Source organism: Bacillus sp. PS217, assembly GCF_037963535.1.
Classification (GTDB): Bacteria; Bacillota; Bacilli; order Bacillales; family Bacillaceae; genus Bacillus; species Bacillus subtilis.
On the sequence record NZ_CP150157.1, the window covers coordinates 2,843,245 to 2,865,627 of the forward strand.

At 46.5% G+C, this 22,383-nt stretch carries 21 protein-coding genes and 1 pseudogene; 6 read left to right on the forward strand and 16 right to left on the reverse strand.

Translation table 11 applies throughout. The annotated features are described in order from the left end of the window. Positions 1 to 10: 10 nt before the first annotated feature. The 3 genes from polX to zapA all read right to left on the reverse strand — a co-directional run bounded on the left by polX (position 11) and on the right by zapA (position 2,594). On the reverse strand, positions 11 to 1,723 hold the full coding sequence (gene polX, locus NSQ83_RS14810) for a DNA polymerase/3'-5' exonuclease PolX (RefSeq protein ID WP_106073646.1): 1,713 nt from the start codon (positions 1,721 to 1,723) through the stop codon (positions 11 to 13). 73 nt (positions 1,724 to 1,796) lie between these two features. Next, positions 1,797 to 2,330 (reverse strand): CvpA family protein, encoded by a 534-nt coding sequence (locus NSQ83_RS14815; RefSeq protein ID WP_014477597.1) that lies wholly within the window; start codon positions 2,328 to 2,330, stop codon positions 1,797 to 1,799. Between the two features lie 6 nt (positions 2,331 to 2,336). Further along, the gene (gene zapA, locus NSQ83_RS14820; protein ID WP_003229534.1) at positions 2,337 to 2,594 is read right to left on the reverse strand and encodes a cell division protein ZapA; all 258 of its coding nucleotides are present in this window, start codon (positions 2,592 to 2,594) and stop codon (positions 2,337 to 2,339) included. A gap of 133 nt (positions 2,595 to 2,727) precedes the next feature. Between zapA and rnhC the strand changes: the two genes are divergently transcribed. Then, a complete protein-coding gene (rnhC, locus tag NSQ83_RS14825) occupies positions 2,728 to 3,666 on the forward strand; it encodes a ribonuclease HIII (protein ID WP_106073647.1) in 939 nt (312 codons plus the stop codon). A gap of 35 nt (positions 3,667 to 3,701) precedes the next feature. Here the strand turns inward: rnhC and pheT are convergent, their stop codons facing one another. Both pheT and pheS read right to left on the reverse strand, forming a co-directional pair. Next, positions 3,702 to 6,116, reverse strand: a complete 2,415-nt coding sequence (pheT, locus tag NSQ83_RS14830; RefSeq protein WP_131227811.1) for a phenylalanine--tRNA ligase subunit beta — start codon at positions 6,114 to 6,116, stop codon at positions 3,702 to 3,704. Between the two features lie 15 nt (positions 6,117 to 6,131). Then, entirely contained in the window at positions 6,132 to 7,166 is a 1,035-nt protein-coding gene (gene pheS / locus NSQ83_RS14835; RefSeq protein ID WP_003229529.1) for a phenylalanine--tRNA ligase subunit alpha, read from the reverse strand. 81 nt (positions 7,167 to 7,247) lie between these two features. Between pheS and NSQ83_RS14840 the strand changes: the two genes are divergently transcribed. Continuing rightward, positions 7,248 to 7,454 (forward strand): hypothetical protein, encoded by a 207-nt coding sequence (locus NSQ83_RS14840; protein ID WP_004398812.1) that lies wholly within the window; start codon positions 7,248 to 7,250, stop codon positions 7,452 to 7,454. Between the two features lie 66 nt (positions 7,455 to 7,520). On the opposite strand, the gene NSQ83_RS14845 is transcribed toward NSQ83_RS14840, so the two are convergent. After that, positions 7,521 to 8,267, reverse strand: a complete 747-nt coding sequence (locus NSQ83_RS14845; RefSeq protein ID WP_198878583.1) for an RNA methyltransferase — start codon at positions 8,265 to 8,267, stop codon at positions 7,521 to 7,523. Between the two features lie 118 nt (positions 8,268 to 8,385). Here NSQ83_RS14845 and sspI point away from each other — a divergent pair, with 118 nt between their 5' ends. From sspI to NSQ83_RS14865, 4 genes are all read left to right on the forward strand, one after another. Beyond that, positions 8,386 to 8,601: a small acid-soluble spore protein SspI gene (sspI, locus tag NSQ83_RS14850; protein ID WP_021480275.1), complete on the forward strand. Its 216-nt coding sequence runs from the start codon at positions 8,386 to 8,388 to the stop codon at positions 8,599 to 8,601. Between the two features lie 68 nt (positions 8,602 to 8,669). Beyond that, the gene (locus NSQ83_RS14855) at positions 8,670 to 9,776 is read left to right on the forward strand and encodes a CdaR family transcriptional regulator (protein WP_198878582.1); all 1,107 of its coding nucleotides are present in this window, start codon (positions 8,670 to 8,672) and stop codon (positions 9,774 to 9,776) included. Between the two features lie 102 nt (positions 9,777 to 9,878). Next, entirely contained in the window at positions 9,879 to 11,291 is a 1,413-nt protein-coding gene (gene glcD, locus NSQ83_RS14860; RefSeq protein WP_004398865.1) for a glycolate oxidase subunit GlcD, read from the forward strand. Further along, positions 11,288 to 12,622 carry a (Fe-S)-binding protein gene (locus tag NSQ83_RS14865; protein WP_017696691.1) on the forward strand — a complete coding sequence of 445 codons (1,335 nt, stop codon included), beginning with the start codon at positions 11,288 to 11,290 and terminating at the stop codon, positions 12,620 to 12,622. The genes glcD and NSQ83_RS14865 overlap by 4 nt, the downstream gene beginning before the upstream one ends. 38 nt (positions 12,623 to 12,660) lie before the next feature. Here the strand turns inward: NSQ83_RS14865 and NSQ83_RS14870 are convergent, their stop codons facing one another. From NSQ83_RS14870 to araD, 10 genes and pseudogenes are all read right to left on the reverse strand, one after another. After that, a complete protein-coding gene (locus NSQ83_RS14870) occupies positions 12,661 to 13,029 on the reverse strand; it encodes a VOC family protein (RefSeq protein ID WP_250629431.1) in 369 nt (122 codons plus the stop codon). Then, positions 12,944 to 13,134: pseudogene (locus NSQ83_RS14875) on the reverse strand (hypothetical protein). Before NSQ83_RS14875 ends, NSQ83_RS14870 begins: the two are co-directional and overlap by 86 nt. Next, positions 13,077 to 14,873 carry a carbon starvation protein CstA gene (gene cstA, locus NSQ83_RS14880; protein WP_014477607.1) on the reverse strand — a complete coding sequence of 599 codons (1,797 nt, stop codon included), beginning with the start codon at positions 14,871 to 14,873 and terminating at the stop codon, positions 13,077 to 13,079. The pseudogene NSQ83_RS14875 and the gene cstA overlap by 58 nt, the downstream one beginning before the upstream one ends. 152 nt (positions 14,874 to 15,025) lie before the next feature. Further along, on the reverse strand, positions 15,026 to 16,528 hold the full coding sequence (abfA, locus tag NSQ83_RS14885) for an alpha-L-arabinofuranosidase AbfA (RefSeq protein ID WP_198878580.1): 1,503 nt from the start codon (positions 16,526 to 16,528) through the stop codon (positions 15,026 to 15,028). Positions 16,529 to 16,546: 18 nt separating this feature from the next. After that, positions 16,547 to 17,392 (reverse strand): arabinose ABC transporter permease AraQ, encoded by an 846-nt coding sequence (araQ, locus tag NSQ83_RS14890; protein ID WP_003229508.1) that lies wholly within the window; start codon positions 17,390 to 17,392, stop codon positions 16,547 to 16,549. Further along, the gene (locus NSQ83_RS14895; RefSeq protein WP_014477609.1) at positions 17,393 to 18,334 is read right to left on the reverse strand and encodes a sugar ABC transporter permease; all 942 of its coding nucleotides are present in this window, start codon (positions 18,332 to 18,334) and stop codon (positions 17,393 to 17,395) included. A gap of 35 nt (positions 18,335 to 18,369) precedes the next feature. Further along, positions 18,370 to 19,677: an ABC transporter substrate-binding protein gene (locus NSQ83_RS14900; protein ID WP_198878579.1), complete on the reverse strand. Its 1,308-nt coding sequence runs from the start codon at positions 19,675 to 19,677 to the stop codon at positions 18,370 to 18,372. A 30-nt stretch (positions 19,678 to 19,707) separates the two neighbouring features. Beyond that, positions 19,708 to 20,892 carry a sn-glycerol-1-phosphate dehydrogenase gene (egsA, locus tag NSQ83_RS14905; RefSeq protein ID WP_198878578.1) on the reverse strand — a complete coding sequence of 395 codons (1,185 nt, stop codon included), beginning with the start codon at positions 20,890 to 20,892 and terminating at the stop codon, positions 19,708 to 19,710. Further along, on the reverse strand, positions 20,889 to 21,707 hold the full coding sequence (gene araL / locus NSQ83_RS14910; protein ID WP_015251501.1) for a sugar-phosphatase AraL: 819 nt from the start codon (positions 21,705 to 21,707) through the stop codon (positions 20,889 to 20,891). The genes egsA and araL overlap by 4 nt, the downstream gene beginning before the upstream one ends. Continuing rightward, positions 21,685 to 22,374: an L-ribulose-5-phosphate 4-epimerase gene (gene araD / locus NSQ83_RS14915; RefSeq protein WP_015714493.1), complete on the reverse strand. Its 690-nt coding sequence runs from the start codon at positions 22,372 to 22,374 to the stop codon at positions 21,685 to 21,687. The genes araL and araD overlap by 23 nt, the downstream gene beginning before the upstream one ends. Between the last annotated feature and the right edge of the window lie 9 nt (positions 22,375 to 22,383).

Sequence of the window (22,383 nt, forward strand, 5' to 3'; positions counted from 1 at the left end):
GCCTCCTTACTTAATCGTTGCGCTTCAGAAATGCCTCTACGTCTTTAAGCGACCGGGCATTCAGAACGTTTTTCGTTTCCGTCCATCCTTTGCGCGCGGCAGTAACGCCAGTTTTCATATCGTCTAACATCTCAATATTATGGGCATCAGTATTAATCACCAATGTAACCCCTTGTTCGTTTGCTTTCATTAAATGCTCTGTGCGCAGATCAAGGCGCGCAGGGTTGGCGTTGAGTTCAAGCGCCGTATTTGTTTTCCTCGCAAGCTCAATCAGCTGATCAATATCGATTTCGTAACCGGCCCGTCTGCCGATAAGGCGCCCGGTCGGGTGTGCGATAATGTCAACATGCTTGTTTGTCAGTGCCGTCTCAAGCCGTTTCATAATCACGTGTTCCGGCTGATTAAAACTGGAATGAATCGATGCAATAACGATATCCATTTCCGCAAGCACATCGTCATCATAATCGAGCGTACCGTCAGGCAGGATATCCATCTCAACGCCTTTCAAAATACGGAAGTTTTCAAACTCTGCATTCAGTGCGTCAATTTCTTTTGCCTGCTGCTTAAGTCTTTCTGCAGTAAGGCCGTTGGCGACCTTTAAATATTGTGAGTGATCGGTGATCGCCATGTATTGATAGCCTTTTTTGATGCAGGCTTCAGCCATCTCTCTGATCGAAAATGCACCATCGCTCCACGTTGAGTGCATGTGGAGATCACCTTTGATTTGCCCGGGTTCTATCAGTTCAATGCTGTCGCTGTAGGTTTCCACTTCCTGTCCGCTTTCACGAATTTCCGGCGGAATCAGCGGCAGGCCGAAGTGCGCATAAAATTCACGTTCACTCGGAAATGTTTTGATCTCTCCGGTTTCAACTGTCTCAACGCCGTATTCACTGATCCGCTCGCCGCGTTCTTTGGCGATTTGGCGCATCTTAATATTGTGATCCTTTGATCCCGTAAAATGATGGAGTGTTGTCGGAAACTGCTCTTCCGTCACAAGACGGAAATCGACGTTTGTTTCATATTCAAAGGAAAGGATGACGGACACCTTCGTATCTCCGCTTGCGATCACGCTTTTGATGTTTGGCAGCTCAAGAAGCTGCTCTCTTACTTCAGCCGGATGATCTGTAGCAATGATATAATCCAGATCCTTCACCGTTTCCCGCGCTCTGCGGAGACTTCCGGCACGAGAAAATTTGATGATATGCGTAAATTGAGAAAGATGCTCCTCAATTTCCCGCGCGATCCGGAGGGCGTATCCGATCGGGAACCGTTCAGGCTGTTTTCCGGCTTCCCCGAGCGCCTGTAATATTTTTTCTTCCGATTTTTTGCCGAAGCCCGCAAGACCCTGGACCTTTTGCTGCTCACAGGCTTCCTTCAGAGATTCTGCATCGTGTACGCCGAGCTCTTTATACAGCTTTGCGATTTTTTTGCCGCCGAGCCCCGGCAGCTTCAATAAAGGCACGAGTCCTTCCGGCACTTCTTTCTGCAGCGATTCGAGCGTGCTTGACTTTCCTTCATCTATATACTCTTTAATGACGCTGTACGTTCCTTTTCCAATGCCGGACAGCGACATCATATCGTCCATTTCTGATAAGCTTCGGTCGTCCTGTTCCAGAGCTGCCGCCGCTTTTCGGAAGGCGGATACTTTAAACGGGTTGTCCCCTTTGAGTTCCATATAGACTGCAATGGTTTCAAGCAGCCGGATAATATCTTTTTTATGCATATCATAACCCCCAGACGTTCACATATGTTTCCATCATACTTGAAAAAAACTTCTCCGGACAAGAGAAGTTTTTTTATGCCCCGTACTGTGTCCACAGCTCTTGTAGGAGCCCTGACAAGTATGGTGTATGGTTAATGATCACATTTGCGAGAGACGATTGCCCCATCATTTGCTGCAGTGCATCTATCGGAAGAACGGATGCGACATACAGCAGCACAAATGTAAATAAATAGACTTCTAGAAAACCGAGAACGGCGCCCAGCATCTGGTTGATTTGTTTAATCACCGGAATGCCGGCTACAATACTCAGGAACGAGCCGATGATTCTCAGTAAGATTTTAGCAATGATAAATAAAACGATAAACGCAATCGCATTATAGTACGCTGCTTCCAAATTCCCCGTAAAAAAAGAAAGAGCCGGCTGTCCCGCTGAAAAATCGGGTGCGGGAATCCAATGTAAATGCGGTGCCACGTTTTTATAGAATAAAGCCGCAAAGGCAATTGATAAAATAAAGCTCGTCAAGCGGATAAACTGCAGGATAAAACCGCGTTTTAACCCTAGTAAAGTCCCCATCAGGAGCAAGATTAAGATGATGATATCTAGCATAGTTGTTCAATCCTTTTCTTTAAGCTGACGCTCCAGTTTTTCACATTTCTCTTGTAATTTGACATAATCGTGCACCACATTTACCGCTGTCAGCACTGCAAGTTTATTTATATCAAGGTATGGATTTTTTTCATTGATTTCTCTCATTTTATCATCAACAATTCCGGCGACATACCTCATATGGGCTCTGCTTTCTTCACCGACAATCGTGAAGTGCTGGCCGTAAATGTCAACGGTTGTTTTTGTTTTTTTGCCGTCAGACAACGTTTCTCCTCCATTCCGCGAGAATCCTAGTTCTTATCATAACACGTTTATTAAACGAATGGAAAGACGAGCCTCCCGCTGTTATGATACACTGGTATATACAGCGAAAAGTGTAAAAAAAGGAGATTATTACGTGTCCCATTCAGTGATAAAAGTATCGTTGTCTGCTATTGACCAAATGAAAATGACATACAGCGGTTCGCTTACAGCCTCTGTTCCGCAGGGAGCCGTTTTTCAGGCGAAACCGCCCGGCTGTACCATTACAGCATATCAATCCGGCAAGGTCTTGTTTCAAGGCAAAAACGCAGCGGCAGAATCCGCGCGCTGGGGAACAGCAGAGCCGGAAAAGAAGAAAATGACCAAAAAGCCGGCTGATCCCCGCTATGCCCCTCCGGCAGATATCGCCGGAATGTCTGTTATCGGTTCTGACGAAGTCGGAACCGGAGATTACTTTGGCCCAATGACGGTTGTATGCGCGTACGTCGACAAAACCATGCTTCCTTTAATGAAGGAACTCGGTGTTAAGGATTCTAAAGATTTAAAAGATCCGCAAATCATCGAGATTGCCCGAAACCTGATTAAAACCATTCCGTACAGCCTGCTGGTGTTAAAGAATGAAAAGTATAACAGCATGCAGGAAAAAGGCATGAGCCAAGGGAAAATGAAAGCTTTGCTGCACAATCAGGCGATCACACATTTATTAAGAAAATTGGATGGAGTAAAGCCTGAAGCCATTTTGATTGACCAATTCGCTGAGCCAGGCGTCTACTTCAATCATTTAAAGGGCAGAGACATTGTGAAGGAGCGGACCTATTTTAGCACAAAAGCTGAAGGTATTCACCTGGCTGTCGCCGCTGCTTCAATCATTGCAAGATATTCATTTTTAATGGAAATGGATAAACTATCACGCGCGGCAGGAATGACGCTTCCAAAAGGGGCCGGTCCGCACGTCGATGAAGCGGCCGCCAAGCTGATCCTCAAAAAAGGGGCATCTGCACTCAGAACCTTTACAAAACTCCATTTCGCCAATACGCAAAAAGCGCAGCGCCTTGCTGATAAAAAACGTTCATAGAAAAAAGCTTGCAGATTTCTCTGCAAGCTTTTTTATCAGCCTCTTAAAACAGCTTGATATGTGTCTTCTAACGCTTTCAGCACTTTGCTGTGCGCCTTTGTCACTTCTTCTTCAGTCAGTGTTTGTTCAGGATTGACATACTGGAGTGAGAAAGCGACTGACTTCTTGCCTTCCTCCATATGCTCTCCTTCGTATACGTCAAATACGGTTACCTCTTTCAGAAGCTTGCCCCCGGCCTCTTTAATGACGCTCTCGAGCTGTCCGCTTGTGACGGTTTTATCTGTTACAAGAGCGATATCACGTGTCACAGACGGATATTTTGGAATCGCCGTGTAAACAAGCGGTGCTGTTTCTGCTGCGAGCAACGCATGAAGATCGAGCTCAAATACGTATGTTTCCTTTATATCCAGTTCTTTTTCCAATGAAGGGTGGACTTGGCCGATGAAGCCGATCAGAGAACCATTCAATAAAATGTTCGCTGTTCTGCCCGGATGCAGCTGTTTGCGTTCAGACTGTACAAATTCAATGCTGTCTAGGACGTTGAGTTTGTCTAACAGCCCTTCCACAATTCCTTTGACAACAAAGAAATCAACTGGTTTCTTTTCACCCTGCCATAGCTGCTTGCGCCATAATCCGGTAACAGCTCCTGCTACGCGTTCTGTTTCAACAGGTTTTGTGTCCTCTTCCTTCGTTAGGAAAACGGAGCCAACTTCGTACAGTGCAACTGAGTCAGTCTGCCTCGCGAGGTTGTAAGAAACAGAATCAAGCAGATTCGGAACAAGACTGTGTCTGAGAATGCTTCTTTCTTCACTCATTGGAAGCGCAAGCACAGTATTCAGTGATTTTTCAATCGCAAACGCTGCCGCTTTCTTCTCGTTTGTCAACGAGTAAGTGATGGCTTGTGATAAGCCTGCGCCTTCAAGGAAGCGTCTGACTTTACGGCGTTTTGCCTGGTATGGCGTTAATCCGCCTGTAGTTCCCGCTGTCTCAGGAAGCGTAGACGGAATGTTATCGTAGCCGTACAGTCTTGCCGCTTCTTCGATTAAATCCTCTTCTATTGTAATGTCGCCGCGGCGTGATGGGACGGTCACAACGAGAAGTTCACCCGCTTCACCGACCGTAAAACCGAGACGTTTATAAATGCTGATCAGTTCTTCTTTACTGATCGTCAGGCCTAGAACGCTGCTCACTTTGTCAGCAGATACGTGAATGTTGTTTGCTTCGATTGTCAGGTGATCTTCCTCAACTGTTCCTGCAAGCACCTCACCGCCGGCATACAGATGGATCAGCTGCGCAGCCCGTTCTGCTGCAAGACGTACGCGCGCCGGATCAATTCCTTTTTCAAATCTTACGCTTGATTCACTTCTCAAACCAAGGTCTTTGGAAGCCTTGCGAACCGTCTGCCCGTTGAAATACGCAGCCTCAAGCAAAATCGTTTTCGTATCTTCCTGAACCTCTGACTCTGCTCCTCCCATGACACCCGCAACGGCCTGCGCTTTCATTCCGTTTGTAATGACAAGGTGATCGGCGGACAGCTTACGTTCTTGATCATCAAGAGTGACGATCATTTCATTCTCAGCTGCTTTTCTTACTACGACTTCCTTAGAGCCAAATCTGTCATAATCAAACGCATGAAGCGGCTGTCCGTATTCCAACAGAACAAAATTTGTGATGTCAACGACGTTGTTGTGCGGACGAATGCCTGCATTCATCAGCTTTGTCTGCATCCAAAGCGGTGACGGAGCAATCGTGACATTTTTAATGATTTTTGCAGTGTACAGCGGGTTCGCTTCTTGATCTTCAATTTTGACTGAAATGTAATCAGACGCTTGTTCTGAAGCAGCCGGGTAATCCGTTTGCGGAAGCTTTACTTCAGTATCTAAAATCGCGGCAACCTCGTAAGCAACACCAAGCATGTTCATGGCATCCGCGCGGTTTGGCGTTAAACCCAGCTCAAGAATCGCATCGTCAAGCTGTAAAGCCGCTAAGGCATCGCTTCCTGTTTCAACGTCATTCGGGAATACGAAAATGCCTTCTGCATACTCCTTCGCCACAAGTTTGCTTTCAATACCAAGCTCCTGTAAGGAACAGATCATGCCGTTTGATTCTTCACCGCGAAGCTTAGCTTTTTTGATTTTGAAATTGCCCGGCAGCACCGCTCCGACTGTTGCAACTGCGACTTTTTGTCCCTTATCCACATTCGGCGCACCGCAAATGATTTGTACAGGGGCTTCAGCTCCGATATCCACAAGGCACTTATTCAGCTTATCAGCATTCGGGTGCTGCTCGCGCTCCAGCACATGGCCGATGACAACGCCTTTGATGCCTTCTCCTTTGTATTCAATTCCTTCAACCTCAATACCGGCTCTTGTAATTTTTTCAGCAAGAACAGCCGGGTCCATGCCTTTTAAATCAACATAATCCTCTAACCATTTATAAGAAACAAACATCCTTGCATCCTCCTCTTACGCCTGTTTAAACTGCGAAATAAATCTGACATCGTTTGTATAGAAGTGGCGGATATCATCAATGCCGTATTTCAGCATCGCGATGCGCTCAACACCCATTCCGAATGCGAAGCCCTGATATTCCTTCGGATCAAAGCCAGCCATTTTAAGCACGTTCGGGTGAACCATTCCGGCACCGAGGATTTCAATCCAGCCTGTTCCTTTACATACTGAGCAGCCGTTCCCACCACATTTAAAGCATGTCACATCCACTTCTACTGAAGGCTCAGTAAACGGGAAGAAGCTTGGACGGAGTCTGATTTCGCGGTCTTGCCCGAACATTTTTTTCGCAACGAGTTCAAGCGTTCCTTTTAAATCACTCATGCTGATGTTTTTGTCAACGACAAGCCCTTCAATTTGCATAAATTGGTGAGAGTGCGTCGCATCATCGTTATCACGGCGATATACTTTACCCGGGCAAATGATTTTAACGGGACCTTTGCCTTTATGCTTTTCCATCGTCCGTGTTTGGACAGGAGAAGTTTGCGTTCTCATCAAAGTTTCCTCTGTGATGTAAAAGCTGTCCTGCATATCGCGCGCAGGGTGTTCTTTCGGAAGATTGAGCGATTCGAAGTTGTAGTAATCCGTTTCAACCTCTGGCCCTTCCTCGACTGTGTAGCCCATACCGATAAATAAATCTTCAATTTCTTCAATGACAACAGTGAGCGGATGGCGGCCGCCGACTGCAACAGGGTTCCCCGGCAGCGTGACGTCAATTGTCTGTCCTGCAAGCTTCTGCTTCATTTCCTCTTCTTCAAGCTTCTCGTTTTTGTCAGCAATCGCATTGGCAATACGCTCCCTTACTTCGTTCGCGAGCGCCCCCATTTTTGGACGTTCCTCAGCAGAAAGCTTGCCCATTCCGCGCAGCACTTCTGTAATCGGCCCTTTTTTTCCGAGATATTGCACCCGAATATCATTGACAACCTTCAATGAGCTTGCCGCTTCTACTTGTTCTAAAGCTTCTTGTTCCAGCTGTTTTAGCTTTTCTTCCATTTTGCATCCTCCTTTTATGTAAACAAACCGTCATATGTCTTTGGAAAATAAAAAAAACCCGTCCCTTGTACAAGGGACGAGTTGTGGCCGCGGTACCACCCTTATTTCAGACAGACTGATGCTGTCGTCAGCTTCATTGACATAACGGAATCAGATTCCGGTTCACCTTTACGCGCAGTGTACGCGGTCCCGGCGACAACTCAAGAGGTGAAGCCAATTTCCGGCTGCGTTAAAAATGCTCTCAGTCAGCGGCATTTTCTCCCTGGAAAGCAGTTGATCAGAAATTGAGGTCCTCTGTCACGGTTTTTGAAATATTATGTTCTATTATAGAGAAATCCAACGCTTGGCGCAACACTATCCTCGCAAGTGATACACGAGGATGGCAGCCGCAACCGCAACGTTTAGTGATTCAGCCTGTCCGTAAAGCGGCACGTACAGGTTCAAATCCGTTTTTTCCAGCAATGCAGCATCCACCCCTGCACCTTCATTTCCTACAATGAGCGCAAAGGATTCAGACTGAGGGATCTCCTGGTAAGGCGCTCCGTTTTGCAGCGCCGTGCCGTATACTTTTACGCCCTCTGCCTTCAATTCGTCCACATATGAAGGCAGGTTTCTTCTCACAACAGGAATATGGAAGTGAGATCCTTGAGCAGATCGCAGTGCTTTTCCATTAAAGGCGTCCGCCGTGCCGTCACCGAGTACAACCGCATCCAAACCGGCCGCATCAGCCGTTCGAATCATTGTGCCAAGGTTTCCCGGATCTTGAACAGCGTCAATCAGCAGCACCTTGCGTGCCGTTGCCAGCTTTTCTTCAGGCATATGGCACACAGCGGCAATCTGCTGCGGCGTTTCGGTTTCAGTCACAGCTGAAAACGCATCTTCACTCAGCATATAGCACTGGATACCAGTCTCAAGATCTGAAGGAATCTTCGTTTCATCCTTTACAAGGATTTCTTTCACAATGCCCGGGCTTTTCAACGCCTCTTCAACGAGGTGTTCTCCCTCTATCAGAAATGTATTTGTTTTTGTTCGTTCTTTTTTTGTGTGAAGCTTTTTCCAATCCTTCACTTTTTGGTTTTTTGCCGATTCTATTTGTTTCACTGTCTATGTGGCGCTCCTTTTTTTAACATGATGTTATTATATCGCAAGAACAGCACATAATAAACCAGGTGCAGGGTTAGAATATACGTATTACATTTTAGAAAAAGGAGCGTTTTACATGGATCTTAATTTACGTCATGCCGTCATCTCCAATGTCACCGGTAATAATCAGGAGCAGCTTGAGCATACAATCGTAGATGCGATTCAAAGCGGTGAAGAAAAAATGCTTCCAGGGCTCGGCGTTTTATTCGAAGTCATTTGGCAGCACGCATCCGAAAGTGAGAAAAACGAAATGCTGAAAACGCTTGAAGGCGGATTAAAACCCGCCGAATAAGACATGAAACCGGGTGACAGCGCCCGGTTTTTTTCTTATATAATAAAAACATGATGAGGGGGAACGCCATGTTTTTACAGCCGTTATTAGCGAAAAAAATTATTGCTGAAGTTAAAAAAATGTACGAACGTGAAGTCATTATTGTAAACACGGACGGTCTTATTATGGCAGGCACAAACGATGAGCGTGTCGGACAATTTCATGAGGGAGCGCTTATCTGCGCAAAAGAAAGACGCAGCGTGATTATTACAAAAGAAGATGAAACAAGGTTAAAAGGAGTGAAAGCAGGCATAAACCTCCCTGTATTTTTTGACCATGATGTGATCGCCGTCTTCGGGCTGACAGGTGAGCCTGCAGAGATTCAGCCATTCGGAGAACTGCTTCGAAAAATGACAGAGCTGTTCATTAAGGAATCGCGGCACTTAGAGCAATCCCAGTGGCGTGAGAGAATGCTGGAGTCCTTTATGATCGATTGGCTGCAACTAAAGGAGTGGTCTCCCAGTTTTCTTGAGAAAGCTCAGCTTCTTGGTGTTGACCTTTCCTCCCGGCGCCAAATGATTCTTATTCAGGGGTATGAGTGGTCACGTCATGATATTGAACAAATGGCACGCAGCTGGAAATCCTTGTACCCTGCGGATTTGTTCATCAGGTGGGGAAATGAACGGATTTTGATTAATCATGAAGTGCCGCAGCATGAACAAAGGGATCGGCTTTTACGGAAAATCCTTCACATTTGTTCGTTTGCCAATACCGCAAGCAGCCAATATACAGCAGCTGGCGCCGGAAGGGCTGTCGCAAGCTCCAGCCTGACAGATTCATACGAGCAAGCGGAAAAAGCGCTGGCTGTCAGCCTTAAGCGAAAAACGCCCATATTTGAAGAGGATCTGAAGCTTGATATGTGTCTGACGGAGATCAGCCCGGGAACCCGAAACGAATTTCCGCAAAGAGTATTAGGAGAGGCGCTAGAGCATCAGGAACTTATGAATACGATACGGACTTTCTTTCATCACGATTTGTCTTTGAAACAAACCGCTGAAGATATGCATATTCATATCAATACATTGCGTTATCGTCTGGCTAAGGCCGAACAGCTGACGGGTTTACGTTTTGACCGTACCGAGGACGTCGTCACGATGTACGTCGCACTCTATTTTTTAGATCAAGATACAAAATAGAGAGAGTTTCAGTTTCATTTTTTGTATGTTTCTCCATGGAAGGCTTTGCTTTTTTTCTTTTACAATAGATTGAAAGCGTTTTTTGACAGGGGGATGGGTGAAATGATCACCAAGGATGTAAAGGAGCAGCTGATTCAGGTCTCCGGACCAGAAAACTTTGATGACTCGAATGCCGGCCGTCTCGTCTATTCATATGATGCGACGCCTCAGTATCAGTCTATGCCTGATGCCGTGATTGCTCCGAGGAATACTGATGAAATATCACGCATTTTAACAATTTGCAGCGAACATCGAGTGCCGATCGTTCCAAGAGGATCAGGGACAAACCTGTGCGGCGGCACGTGCCCGACTGAAGGCGGACTTGTGCTTCTCTTTAAGCACATGAACCAGATTCTTGAAATTGATGAAGAAAATTTAACTGCCACAGTTCAGCCGGGCGTCATTACGCTGGATATGATCCGCGCGGTTGAAAGCAAAGGCTTGTTTTATCCGCCTGACCCGAGTTCTATGAAAATATCAACTATCGGCGGCAATATCAATGAAAATTCCGGCGGGCTCCGCGGATTAAAATACGGCGTCACCCGCGACTATGTTATTGGACTGGAGGTTGTGCTCGCAAATGGTGACATCATCCGCACCGGCGGAAAACTCGCAAAGGATGTTGCCGGATACGATCTCACACGTCTTTTTGTCGGCTCAGAAGGAACACTCGGCATTGTGACAGAAGCCATCGTCAAACTTGTTCCAAAGCCGGAAACAAAGAAGACGCTGCTTGCCCTTTATGAAAACATCGATGCCGCTGCTCAAACGGTATCGGACATTATTGCCGCAAAAATTATACCCGCTACGCTTGAATTTCTCGACCAGCCTACACTTTTGGTGATTGAGGATTATGCCAAAATCGGACTTCCGACAAGCGCAAAAGCAGTTCTGTTAATTGAACAAGACGGGCCATTTGAAACTGTTGAACGGGATATGGAAAAGATTGAGGCGATCTGCAAAAAAGGCGACGCCGTTTCCGTTCAGACCGCACAAACAGAGGAGGAAGCGTTTGCCCTGACTGAAGCCCGGCGTTCTGCACTTTCTGCCCTAGCCCGCCTCAAACCGACGACGATTTTAGAGGATGCGACCGTTCCTCGCTCAGAAATCGCCAATATGGTTAAAGCGATTAATGATATTGCTGCTAAATATGATATTTCCATCTGCACCTTTGGCCATGCGGGAGACGGGAACCTTCACCCGACATGCACGACAGACATAAGAAATAAGGATGAAATGGAACGTGTCGAACAGGCTTTTGCCGAGATTTTTGAGAAAGCGATTGAACTTGGCGGGACGATAACCGGAGAGCACGGAGTCGGGGAAATGAAAGCGCCTTACTTGGAAATGAAGCTGAAAAAAGAAGGCATTGATGCGATGAAAGCGTTGAAAGCGGCATTTGACCCCCGGAACATATTAAATCCCGGCAAAATGTTTGCGAAAGATGCCAGAAAACGTGTGGTGGCGGAAAGATGACAACAGAAAAAGAAATGAAACAGATCCAAAATGAATTTAAAGAGCGTATGGATGAAGGCGAGTTATTAAATTGTATGCGCTGCGGTTTCTGTCTTCCTTCCTGTCCGACCTATATCGAATCGGGATTTCAGGAAACACACTCTCCGCGCGGGCGTATCGCCTTAATGAAAGCCGTAGCCGACGGTATGATTGAACCGGATGAAGATGTCGAACGGTCGCTGTCACTTTGCCTCGGCTGCCGCGCCTGTGAGCCTGTATGCCCGTCTGGCGTGAAATACGGGCAGCTGCTTGAGGAAGCCAGAGATATTATCCACCAAAATAAAAAACACTCGCTTGGTGAACGTGTCATGCGAAAGACGGCTTTTCACGAGCTGTTTCCGCATCAAAACCGCATGCGCTCAGCTGTAAGCCTTATCGGTTTGTATCAGCGTTCAGGACTGCAAACCGCTGTGCGAAAATCAGGCATGCTTCGGGTCCTGCCTGAGCATTTGCGGACGATGGAAGCTGTTCTTCCTGATGTTCCAAAAAGCAAAGACATGAAACATCGGCCGCGTTTCCTGCCGTCCATTGGCCCCATGAAAAAACGGGTCGCCTTTTTTTCGGGCTGCTTAATGGATACGATGTTTTTACCGACTAACAATGCCACATTGAAGCTTTTACAGCTGGCAGGCTGCGACATTGTCATTCCGCCTGAACAGGCTTGCTGCGGGGCGCTGCATGGACACAGCGGTGAAAAAAACACAGGGAAAGAGCTCGCGAAACAAAATATCGCTGCTTTCGAAGCATTAGACGTGGATGCAGTCATTACAAACGCAGGAGGATGCGGAGCCTTTCTGACCGAATATGATCATTTGCTGAAGGATGACCCGGAATGGTCGGAGCGGGCCGCCGCTTTTGTTCAAAAGCTGAAGGATTTTTCTTCTGTTTTGGTTGAACTCGATTTCCATCAAATGGACTTAGCGCTCGAGACGCCTCAGGTCGTTACCTACCAAGATTCATGCCACCTAAGAAATGTAATGCATACGTCGCTTGAGCCCCGCCAGCTTCTTAAAAGCATCAAAGGGGCGGAATTCAAAGAAATGGAGAAAGCAGACAGCTGCTGCGGGTCAGCGGGAATTTACAACATCGTCGAAGCTGAAATGTCTATGAGAATACTGGACAGCAAAATGGCTGCCGTTAAAGCAACCGAAGCGATCCTCATTGTAACAGCAAATCCCGGCTGCCTGCTGCAGATGAAGCTCGGCATTGAACGCGAAGGACTAAGCGGTAAAGTCAGAGCCGTTCACCTGGCTGATTTGCTATTGGAAGCAGCCGGGCACAAAACATCATGAGAAAGCCCAAAACAGATATTGTTTTGGGCTTTTGTGCGTTATTCCATCGGACTGCAAATTTCGATATAATGTCCATCCGGATCAGCGATATAGGCGACCGTCTGCCCCCATGGTTTCACTTTCGGCTCCCCGATAATCGATACGCCTTGTTCTCTCATCCTTTTGATGACCGCTTCTACATTTTCAGTAACAAACCCGATTTCAAATGTGTTTGAAGCAGATGAATCCGGAATGTCCAGCGCCGTGATGTCTCTGGCGCTTTCCCGCGTATTAAGCGCCAATATCGTAGACCCTGTTTCAAATTCGACATACGTGCCGTGTTCAGCACGAATCGGCAGTCCTAAAATATCCCGGTAAAAATGAATAGCCCGCTGGCTGTCCGATACGTATAGAATAAGATATTTCATTGATAGATTCATTGCCAACCCCCCCCTCAGCATTTTCAATAGTCCTTCTAGCCCGGTATAGATGCTTCCATCCTTAAGCTCGGATCTTTCCACATCTGCGCCCATTTTTTCACAGCCGCCACAATAATGATGAAGCCTAACACCAGCATGATGATAGATAATACGCCATTCAATACACTATATCCTGCTGCTTCAGGATTGAGATACACATTGCGCACCATCCAATAGCCCGCATAATTGACAGTGACATATAAATAGGCAAGCGGGATAAGACAGGTCAGAATGTACCGGCGTTTATCGGCGATTTTCAGCACGATCGTCGCTCCGATAATCAGCCCCACTGAAGCCATCAGCTGATTAGAAACGCCGAACAGCGCCCAAATGGAACCGATATCTCCTGAATACAGCAAGTACCCCCACATCAAACAGGCAAGCGCGCTGGCAAATACAGATCCCGGAATCCAGTCTGTTTTCTTCAGCGGCTTATACACCTCCCCGAAGAAGTCCTGAATCAAATAACGGGCGACACGTGTGCCGGCGTCAATCGCTGTTAAAATAAAGACCGCTTCAAACATAATGACAAATTGGAAAAAGTATGAGGCCAAATGGCTGAAAAACGGCATTCCGGTAAAAATATAAGTCATCCCCACCGCAAGCGTGACGGCTCCCCCTGTTCTTCCTTCTAAGTCCAAACCGATTTCCCTGCTCAATTCAGGCAAATGTACGACATTCATGCCAAGCGTACGGAAAACCTCAGGCGTGCTGTTAATCGCAAAGTAATCAGCAGGCTGTAAAGCGGTCGCTGCAATCAGCGCCATGATGCCGACAAGACACTCAACAAGCATTGCGCCAAACGCAACCGGCTTCATATCACTCCATTTATTCAGCATTTTCGGTGTCGTTCCTGAACCGACAAAGGCATGGAACCCAGAGATCGCCCCGCAGGCGATGGTTATTGAGATGAACGGCCAGACAGGTCCTGCCAGCACCGGCCCGCCGCCTTTTACGAATTCTGTAAACGCAGGGAACGGAATGGACGGATTGACGACAAACACACCAACAATCAAAGCGATAAAAACACCGATTTTCATAAAGCTGCTTAAATAATCACGCGGAGCCAGAAGCAGCCAAACGGGAAGCGCAGCCGCAAAAAACGCGTAAACAGGAAGCGCGATTGCAAGCGTTTTCGTATCTAGCGTTAAAAAGTCACCGAGCGCGGTAGTCTGTACCCATGGACCGATAAAGACTCCTGCCATTAAAAAGAGAAAGCCGACCGTTGAAGCGAGCTTTAAATTTCCCGTTTTCTTATAAAATAAGCCCACACCCATCGCAATCGGAATCGTAATCCCTACCGCAAATGTTCCCCATGGATTACGTTCAAGCGCATGCAAGACAACCATCGACAGGCCCGCCATTGTGATCGTGATGATAAACAGCATGGACAGTCCTGTACAAAATCCTGCAACAGGGCCAAGCTCATCCTTCGCCACTTCCGACAGCGATTTTCCGTTTTTGCGCATCGATGCAAACAACACCACAATATCATGGACGGCTCCCCCAATTACCGCCCCGATTAACAGCCACAATAATCCCGGCAAATAGCCAAACTGCGCCGCCAGAATGGGTCCGACCAGCGGCCCGGCCGCTGCGATCGCGGCAAAGTGGTGGCCGAACGAAACCCATTTATTTGTAGGCACATAGTCTTTCCCATCCTCAAGCGCATGAGCAGGTGTTGGCTTGTCATCATTCACTTTGAGCACCTTCACCATCATAAATGTTCCGTATAAACGATAGGCAATAGCCAAAATACACATTGATGCTATCACAATTGTAACCGCATTCATTTTCTCCCATCCCCTTTGCTGTTTTTCATAAATATATCATAATTTTATGGTGAAAAGCGGTCATTTTTTCCTATACAAAAAGCCGGCTTGAACGGGCCGGCTCGTGGCAGTTGAAAGACAAGCCGGAGATTTCTCTCCGGCTTTGCTTATTCTTATGACTGTTTTTTCAGGCGGATCACATTCCAGGAAAGCGGCGTGAAATGAGCAGTTAAGCCGTTTTCGCTGACAGACGATGATCCGTTGGAATGCGGAACGACATTTTTTCTGTTATACTGGTTTGTTGCTTTGATATCCTGATGCTCAAGTACGATGTGCTCTGCGATTTGGTAGGATTCAAAGCCTCTGAGCGAAATCTCCGTCTCCATCTGATCCTCAGCCTTGTTTACCGCAAAAATAGTGAGTGTTTCTTCCTCTTCAGAGTACACAACAGCAGCATCAACATATGGCACATCAGTGAAATCAGAACAATCGTACTTAGGAGAAGAAATAAGCGGTTTCAGTGACTCGCCCCTTCCGTAAACAGAAGCATGCATGTATGGATAGAAAATCGGCTGTCTCCATGCTTCTCCGCCTTTTTCCGTCATGATCGGCGCGATGACATTGACAAGCTGTGCAAGACACGCAATTTTCACACGGTCTGCGTGCTGCAGCATCGTAATAAGCAGAGAGCCGACTAATAAGGCATCTTCAAAATTGTAAATATCCTCTAAAATCGGACGCGCAGTGATCCACGGCTCGACTTTTTTATCAGCCTCATTTGAGTGGTACCATACGTTCCATTCATCCAGAGAGAGATTGATAGTTTTCTTGCTGCGTGTTTTTGCTTTTACATAGTCACAGGTCGCAGCGACTGATTTGATAAAATGATCCAAATCCATAGAACGTGCCAAGTAGTTTGGCAGATTGTTATCCCGGTTTCCGTAGTAAGTGTGAAGAGAGATATAGTCGACATGCTCATACGTATGCTCAAGCACCTTCGCTTCCCAATCGATAAAGGTCGGCATACCGCTGTTTGAGCTGCCGCAGGCAACGAGTTCAATTGATGGGTCAACCCACTTCATGACCTTTGCTGTCTCTGCAGCAAGCCGTCCGTATTCATCAGCTGTTTTGTGGCCGATCTGCCACGGTCCATCCATTTCGTTTCCTAAGCACCATGTTTTGATGCCATATGGCTGTTCATAGCCATGCGATCTTCTTAAATCACTCCAGTAAGAGCCTTTCGGATGGTTGCAATATTCAACGAGATTACGGGCGGCATCTATGCCTCTTGTGCCAAGGTTGACGGCCATATTGACCTCAGTGTTCACCTTTTTTGCCCAAGATAAAAATTCATTTGTTCCCACTTCATTGGTTTCTGTCGTTTGCCATGCCAAGTCAAGCCGTCTCGGGCGGTTTTCGACTGGTCCGACACCATCCTCCCAGTTGTATCCGGATAAAAAGTTTCCGCCCGGATAGCGGATGATGGGAACCTGTAATTCTTTGATCAGCGACTGGACATCTTTTCTAAATCCATCTTCATCCGCGTCAGGGTGATCAGGCTCGTATATGCCTTCATATACCGCACGACCCATATGTTCGATAAACGAGCCATAAATCCGTTTATCTACTTCACCGATTTTATATTCTTTGTCTACAATCATTCGCGCTTTTTTCATCACACGTTTCCTCCTTCATTAACCTTTGACTCCCCCTACCGTCAGGCCGGAGATAAAGTACTTTTGGAAAAACAAGAAAATGATAATCACCGGCAAAATCGCAAATACTGAGCCGGATATAAGCATGTCGTAATTATTTCCATAAGGGCTCAGCAAGCTGGACAGCCCTATTGGAAGCGTAAACATTTCTTTCGACCGAAGCACAATCAGCGGCCATAAGAAGTTGTTCCAGCTGTTTAAGGACTGGAGGATAATCATCGCGCCGAAAGCCGGTTTCATCAGCGGTGCCATAATCCTGAAAAAGATGCCGAATTCCGTACAGCCGTCCATCCTTGCAGAGTCCAGCAGATCTCTTGGAAGGCCAAGGGCATATTGCCTGAAAAAGAAAACGGCAACAGGTGAAACGATAAACGGCAATATGACACCCGTATATGAATCGATCAAGTGCAGTCCGACGGTAAGCTTAAACAGAGGAAGCATCATCACTTCCAGCGGAACCATCATGATAATCAACACAAGAACAAAGATGATATTTCTGCCCTTAAAATCATAAACCGCAAGCCCGTACCCGATCATCGAAGAAAAAAACAGAGTGAGCACGGTCGTAAAAAGTCCGAGTACAAGACTGTTAAAAAACCATTTGAAATAAATGCTGCCGCCATTAAACAGAAATGTGTAGTTATCAAAACTCATCACTTTTGGATCAATATCAAGATTCAGCCCCACACGCAAAAGCTCAGATGACGGCTTTAATGATCCTAAAAGCAAACAGAAAATCGGAAAAAGATACAATAGGCTCAGCATCATAAAAAACAGGGTAAGCGCAATTCTATAAACGCTAAACTGAGGACTGTGCCGCAACATTTATCCCTCCCCCTTAAACGAGCCTGACAGCTTTAATGAAATCAGGCTGACAACAAGGATCACAATCAAAAGCACGATGCCGATGGCCGCTCCATACCCCATTTCGTTGTAGGCAAGCCCCTGCTGATACAAATATCCGACAAGCGTCAGACCAATATTACCCGGGGAATTATTCTGCCAAAGCACGTAGCTTTCCTCAAACATCCTGAAGCCGCCGATGATGCTGATGGTCAGCACATATACGGTTACAGGCTTGAGAAACGGCAGCGTGATGTGCATAAATTTTTTCATTGTATTCGCACCGTCTATATCAGCGGCTTCGTACAGCTCTTTCGGCACATTTTGCAAACCGGCTAAAAAGTAAAGGATGTTGATTCCCATCCATCTCCATGAAGCAAGCAGCACCATCAAAAACATGCCGGTATGTTCATTGTTCATCCAGTTCTGAGGTGAAAAGCCGAGTTTGAGTAGGATGGAATTGGCCAGAGACGTTTCCATTTCTCCGAAGATCAGCCGAAAAATGATCCCCGCGACAATGGTGGAGGTCAATGCCGGGATGAATAATGCTGATTTAAATATATTTCTAAATTTGACCAGCTTTGAATTCAGGAATATGGCCAGAAGCAATGGAACAGGAATCAGCACGATCAGCGTCCAAAAGGTGTATTCCAGCGTATTCCAAAGGGCGGTATAGAACGTCGGGTTGTTTAGCGCTGTATAATTAGACAATCCGACAAAGGACACCTCTCCCGGCAAAATTCTTTGGAAGCTCATGATGAAGACACTAATGATGGGGTATAGAAAAAATACGAGAAAGGATAGAACAAATGGCGCTGTAAACAGATAGGGCGCCGCTTTTTTTGAATAAAATAGATCTCGCCAGCCTGATTGTTTCGCAGCTGAAGGAACGGGATGAACCGTTCCTGTTTTCACAGGTTTCATGAGAACCTCCCCGCTTTCACTTTTTGAATGGGATTCTATTTCTGTTTCAGTTCACCTGCCGCTCTGTCCAAGGCCTGTTTAGGCGTTTTTTGCTGAGATTTAAGTGCATCGAACAACACGCTTCTGTTGACAAGGTCTGAAGCCTTGGCAAAATCCTCATGTAAATAAATCGGATTGATTTCATCCTTGATATCGAGCAGCATGGAAAAAATGCCTGTTCCGTTTTGGAAGTAATCCGTGTATTTGTTTTTCTCTTTCAATTCCTTGGAGCTCCAAACATCCCAGCGAAGCGGGTCAAAGCCGAGTACGCTCCAAAGTTTTTTATTTCCTTCTTCAGAGCCCTTCGCAAAGGCCAAAAACTCTTTTGCTAACTCAACATGCTTGGCTTGCTTCGGCACAACGGTTGCCGTACCGCCCAAACCTGCCGAGCGGTCGCCTCCCTCTTTCCATGCCGGGAGCGGCCTGATGGCAATCTTCCCTTTCAGATCAGGCATATAATCTATAAATCTTCCCATATACCAAATCGGCATGAGGACTGAAGCAGCTCCTCCTTGGTTCATAAAACCGTAGTATTCTTCACTGTGATGCCCGCCGCCCGGCGCAGGAATCATCGTTTTATCATTGATCATGTCTTTTAAATATTGAAGTGTTTTTACGTTGGTGTCATTATTGAGGATCAGCTTGCCGTTTTTATCAAAATAGCCTGAGTTTTGCTGTGAAATCATAGATAAGAACGTTGCGGAATCATTTGTTTCCACCGTTCCCATCGGCTTCCCGGTCACTTTGCGCACTTTCTGTCCGGCTTTATGGTAATCATCCCATGTTTTAATATCGTCAGGATTGACGCCGGCTTTTTTCATAACATCCATGTTATAAAACATGACCGTTGTCCCTACATGTGTATCGAGTCCGTAAAGCTTGCCGTTTTTGCTGTACAATGTCAGCCGCGCCTCAACGAATTTATCGCGGTCCTTTTCAATCAGCGGAGTCAAGTCGGCAAGCGGTATGTCAGAGCCCTTCAAAAAGTTTGAAAAACGGGCCAATTCGACATCTGCAATATCAGGAACGCCTTCTCCCGCTATTAGGGAGATAGATAAGTTATCGTGCATTTGTCCATATGGATAAACGACCGTATTCAGCTTAATTTTGCGGTCAGGATATTTTTTGTTCCATTCCTTCACCATTTCCACATAGAACTGCTCATGAAGCCCGTTAAATGTCCAAAAGGTCAGCTCAGTTTCACCCGATTTGCCGGATGATTTTTCTGCTGAACACCCGGCAATGAGTAATGTCAATGTCAGCAACATCATGAGCACAAGAAAACAGACAGTCATTTTTTTCATCTGCGTTACCCCTTCCATTCGAGGTGCGGGCTATTCATATAGACCATGGTTGATCAGCGTTTTGTTTTCATTGATGATTCTTAATCCGGTGCAGCGGTCTCTTAAGGTGTGCGCATGTCTGAAGGCATTCTTGACGGAATCCTGCCCGACACCGATTTCGTCAAAATACGCAGGGCCTCCGGCTGATCTCAGCCAATCAGCCAGCACTTCTCCTTCCGGGAGAGTTTGATAAGCCGATTGGATGGCTTCCCGGCGGCTTGGTGAAAATTCGTTCAGCCCGTCATCCTGAGCGAGCTTTCTGTATGTGTCAGTTAATAAAACAGCTGCACAGCCCACCTTTGCCCCATGAAGAATCTGTGGCCGTTTTTTCTCCATTAATTCCATCTCAATCCAATGTGAAATGTGATGCTCTCCGCCTGATGCCGGGCGGGAATGATCTAATGCCAGCATGACAAGCCCCGATACAAGTAAAGACTCCATCAAAACCCGTATGCCTGTTTCCGTTTTCATCGCAATGTCTTCTGTGTGTTCAATGCAGGCAGCAAGCGCCTCCTGAACGATCTTAGCTCCTGCAGGCGAATAAGGCTCACCGGCAAGATTCCGGGATATTTCCCAATCTGCTAAAGACGTTATTTTACCGAGCATGTCACCAAATCCAGCCGCCACCATTGACTGCGGTGCCGCTTTTAATAGATCCAGATCAGCGAACAGTGCAGACGGGGCCTTCGTTTGAATGGTTGTTTTCGTACCGTATAAAATAATCGGCGCCCCTGCTGATGTAAAACCGTCTACAGATGGAGCAGTCGGATAAGAAATAAACGGCAAATCTCTTTGAAACGCTGCAAAGCGGACGATATCATGAATCGTGCCCGAACCGACTGCGATCATGACATCCGTTGTTTGTTTCGTATGGATCAGCACATGAATGAGCGATCGTTCATCAGCTGTCACATCTCCAGCTTCATTTTCTGGAATGATCAGGCACTCGGCCTGAAATCCTGCTTGATTCAGCTGATTTTCCAGATCAATTCCTGCAATGCGGTGTGTATTCGCGTCGCAGACAAGGACAATATGTTTATTGTTTTTTCGTTTTACATAATCCAAAAGCGAATCAGCTGCTTGTTTACCGAGAACAATTTCTTCAACTTTTATAGGCAACGTCTTTTCTCCGGCGTTTTCAAAAGCACGCTGAACGTCAGCTGCGATACGATTCATATCAGAATCCCCTCCTCAGCCAATTTGGTTACATCCTTAATAGAATCCAGCACATAATCCGGCGTGTACAAACGCTGTTCACCCTGTTTCGCAGAACCAGTTAGCACTAAGGCGCTTTTCATGCCATAAAGCTTCCCCATCGCAATGTCAGATTCAATGCTGTCTCCTATAATCATGCATTCATGTGCGGACAGCCCCATTGCTGTACAGGCAGCCTCCGCCATCAGCCATGACGGTTTTCCGACAACAAGTTCAGTCTTCGCTTGTGCGGAAGCCTCTATCGCCCCAATCATTCCAGCCACATCAATGGCATTTCCGTCTTCGTTCGGAAAAGAGCGGTCTTTGTTTGTAGCGATAATACGAGCGCCGCCGGCAGCCGCTTGAAAGGCTTGATTTAAATCGTCGTACGTGAGCGTTTCATGAAGGGAGATCACGAGCCAATCCGCTTCCTTCGGTTCGCTCGCGTTCTGCACACCGGCCAGCCTCAGCTCGTCAACCAAGCCTTGTTCCCCAAGCACCCATACCTTTGAAAAACGATAATGTTTTTTCAGAAAAGCCGCTGTCACGCTTGATGACAGAACAATGTCGTTTACGTCCGTTTCAATCCCCGCGCCAAGAAGTTTTTTTCTGCACATGGCACGGGAGATATTCCCCCGGTTGCTTAAAAAGACGATTTTCTTTCCCATTCTCCTAAGCGTTTTGATCGCTTCTCTTGCTCCTTCGATCAACTCATTTCCTCTGAATACAGTACCGTCCAAGTCAATCAGAATGCCAGCCGGTGACACAGGCGTATCATGACTGGCCATAATACGCATTTGCTCCGTGTTTTCGATAAAAATGCTTTTCATGCAGGACTGTATTGATTGGGGTTACATCCTTGTTTAGCACAATGGAGTGATAGGCCATTTCGGCAACCGTTTCTAATACAACTGCGTTATGAATGGCATTTAAGGCGTCAGTGCCCCAGCAGAACGGTCCGTGATTATTCACAAGCACACCCGGCACCTGTTCGTAGTTATGATGCTGAAAGGTTTCCGCTATGACTTTTCCTGTATTCAGTTCGTAGTCATGAATGATTTCTTCATCGTACATTTCACGAGTACATGGAATCGCACTGTCAAAATAATCAGCATGGGTCGTGCCTAACGGAGGGATGTCTCTGCCCGATTGTGCCCAGCTTGTCGCCCATTGAGAATGGGTATGGACAATTCCCCCGATATTCGGAAAGGCTTTATATAAATAAACATGGGTAGGTGTATCTGAAGAAGGCTTAAGCGAGCCTTCGACGACCTCTCCATCAAGGTTCAAAACAACCAAGTCATCTGCTGTCAGATCGCTGTATTCGACTCCGCTAGGTTTGATGACAATTCTTTCTTTTTCACGGTCAATGCCGCTGACATTTCCCCACGTAAAGGTTACCAGCTGATGCTCTTGAAGCTTCAGGTTGGCAGCCAGCACTTCTTTTTTTAATGTTTCAAGCATGCTCCATCA

What these genes read in the sequence shown, in the direction of transcription:
- polX (WP_106073646.1), bottom strand. Translation starts at nt 1,723, where the DNA reads ATGCATAAAAAAGATATTATCCGGCTGCTTGAAACCATTGCAGTCTAT.
- NSQ83_RS14815 (WP_014477597.1), bottom strand. Translation starts at nt 2,330, where the DNA reads ATGCTAGATATCATCATCTTAATCTTGCTCCTGATGGGGACTTTACTA.
- pheT (WP_131227811.1), bottom strand. Translation starts at nt 6,116, where the DNA reads ATGTTTGTTTCTTATAAATGGTTAGAGGATTATGTTGATTTAAAAGGC.
- pheS (WP_003229529.1), bottom strand. Translation starts at nt 7,166, where the DNA reads ATGGAAGAAAAGCTAAAACAGCTGGAACAAGAAGCTTTAGAACAAGTA.
- sspI (WP_021480275.1), top strand. Translation starts at nt 8,386, where the DNA reads ATGGATCTTAATTTACGTCATGCCGTCATCTCCAATGTCACCGGTAAT.
- NSQ83_RS14855 (WP_198878582.1), top strand. Translation starts at nt 8,670, where the DNA reads ATGTTTTTACAGCCGTTATTAGCGAAAAAAATTATTGCTGAAGTTAAA.
- glcD (WP_004398865.1), top strand. Translation starts at nt 9,879, where the DNA reads ATGATCACCAAGGATGTAAAGGAGCAGCTGATTCAGGTCTCCGGACCA.
- NSQ83_RS14865 (WP_017696691.1), top strand. Translation starts at nt 11,288, where the DNA reads ATGACAACAGAAAAAGAAATGAAACAGATCCAAAATGAATTTAAAGAG.
- NSQ83_RS14870 (WP_250629431.1), bottom strand. Translation starts at nt 13,029, where the DNA reads ATGAAATATCTTATTCTATACGTATCGGACAGCCAGCGGGCTATTCAT.
- cstA (WP_014477607.1), bottom strand. Translation starts at nt 14,873, where the DNA reads ATGAATGCGGTTACAATTGTGATAGCATCAATGTGTATTTTGGCTATT.
- abfA (WP_198878580.1), bottom strand. Translation starts at nt 16,528, where the DNA reads ATGAAAAAAGCGCGAATGATTGTAGACAAAGAATATAAAATCGGTGAA.
- araQ (WP_003229508.1), bottom strand. Translation starts at nt 17,392, where the DNA reads ATGTTGCGGCACAGTCCTCAGTTTAGCGTTTATAGAATTGCGCTTACC.
- NSQ83_RS14895 (WP_014477609.1), bottom strand. Translation starts at nt 18,334, where the DNA reads ATGAAACCTGTGAAAACAGGAACGGTTCATCCCGTTCCTTCAGCTGCG.
- NSQ83_RS14900 (WP_198878579.1), bottom strand. Translation starts at nt 19,677, where the DNA reads ATGAAAAAAATGACTGTCTGTTTTCTTGTGCTCATGATGTTGCTGACA.
- egsA (WP_198878578.1), bottom strand. Translation starts at nt 20,892, where the DNA reads ATGAATCGTATCGCAGCTGACGTTCAGCGTGCTTTTGAAAACGCCGGA.
- araL (WP_015251501.1), bottom strand. Translation starts at nt 21,707, where the DNA reads ATGCGTATTATGGCCAGTCATGATACGCCTGTGTCACCGGCTGGCATT.
- araD (WP_015714493.1), bottom strand. Translation starts at nt 22,374, where the DNA reads ATGCTTGAAACATTAAAAAAAGAAGTGCTGGCTGCCAACCTGAAGCTT.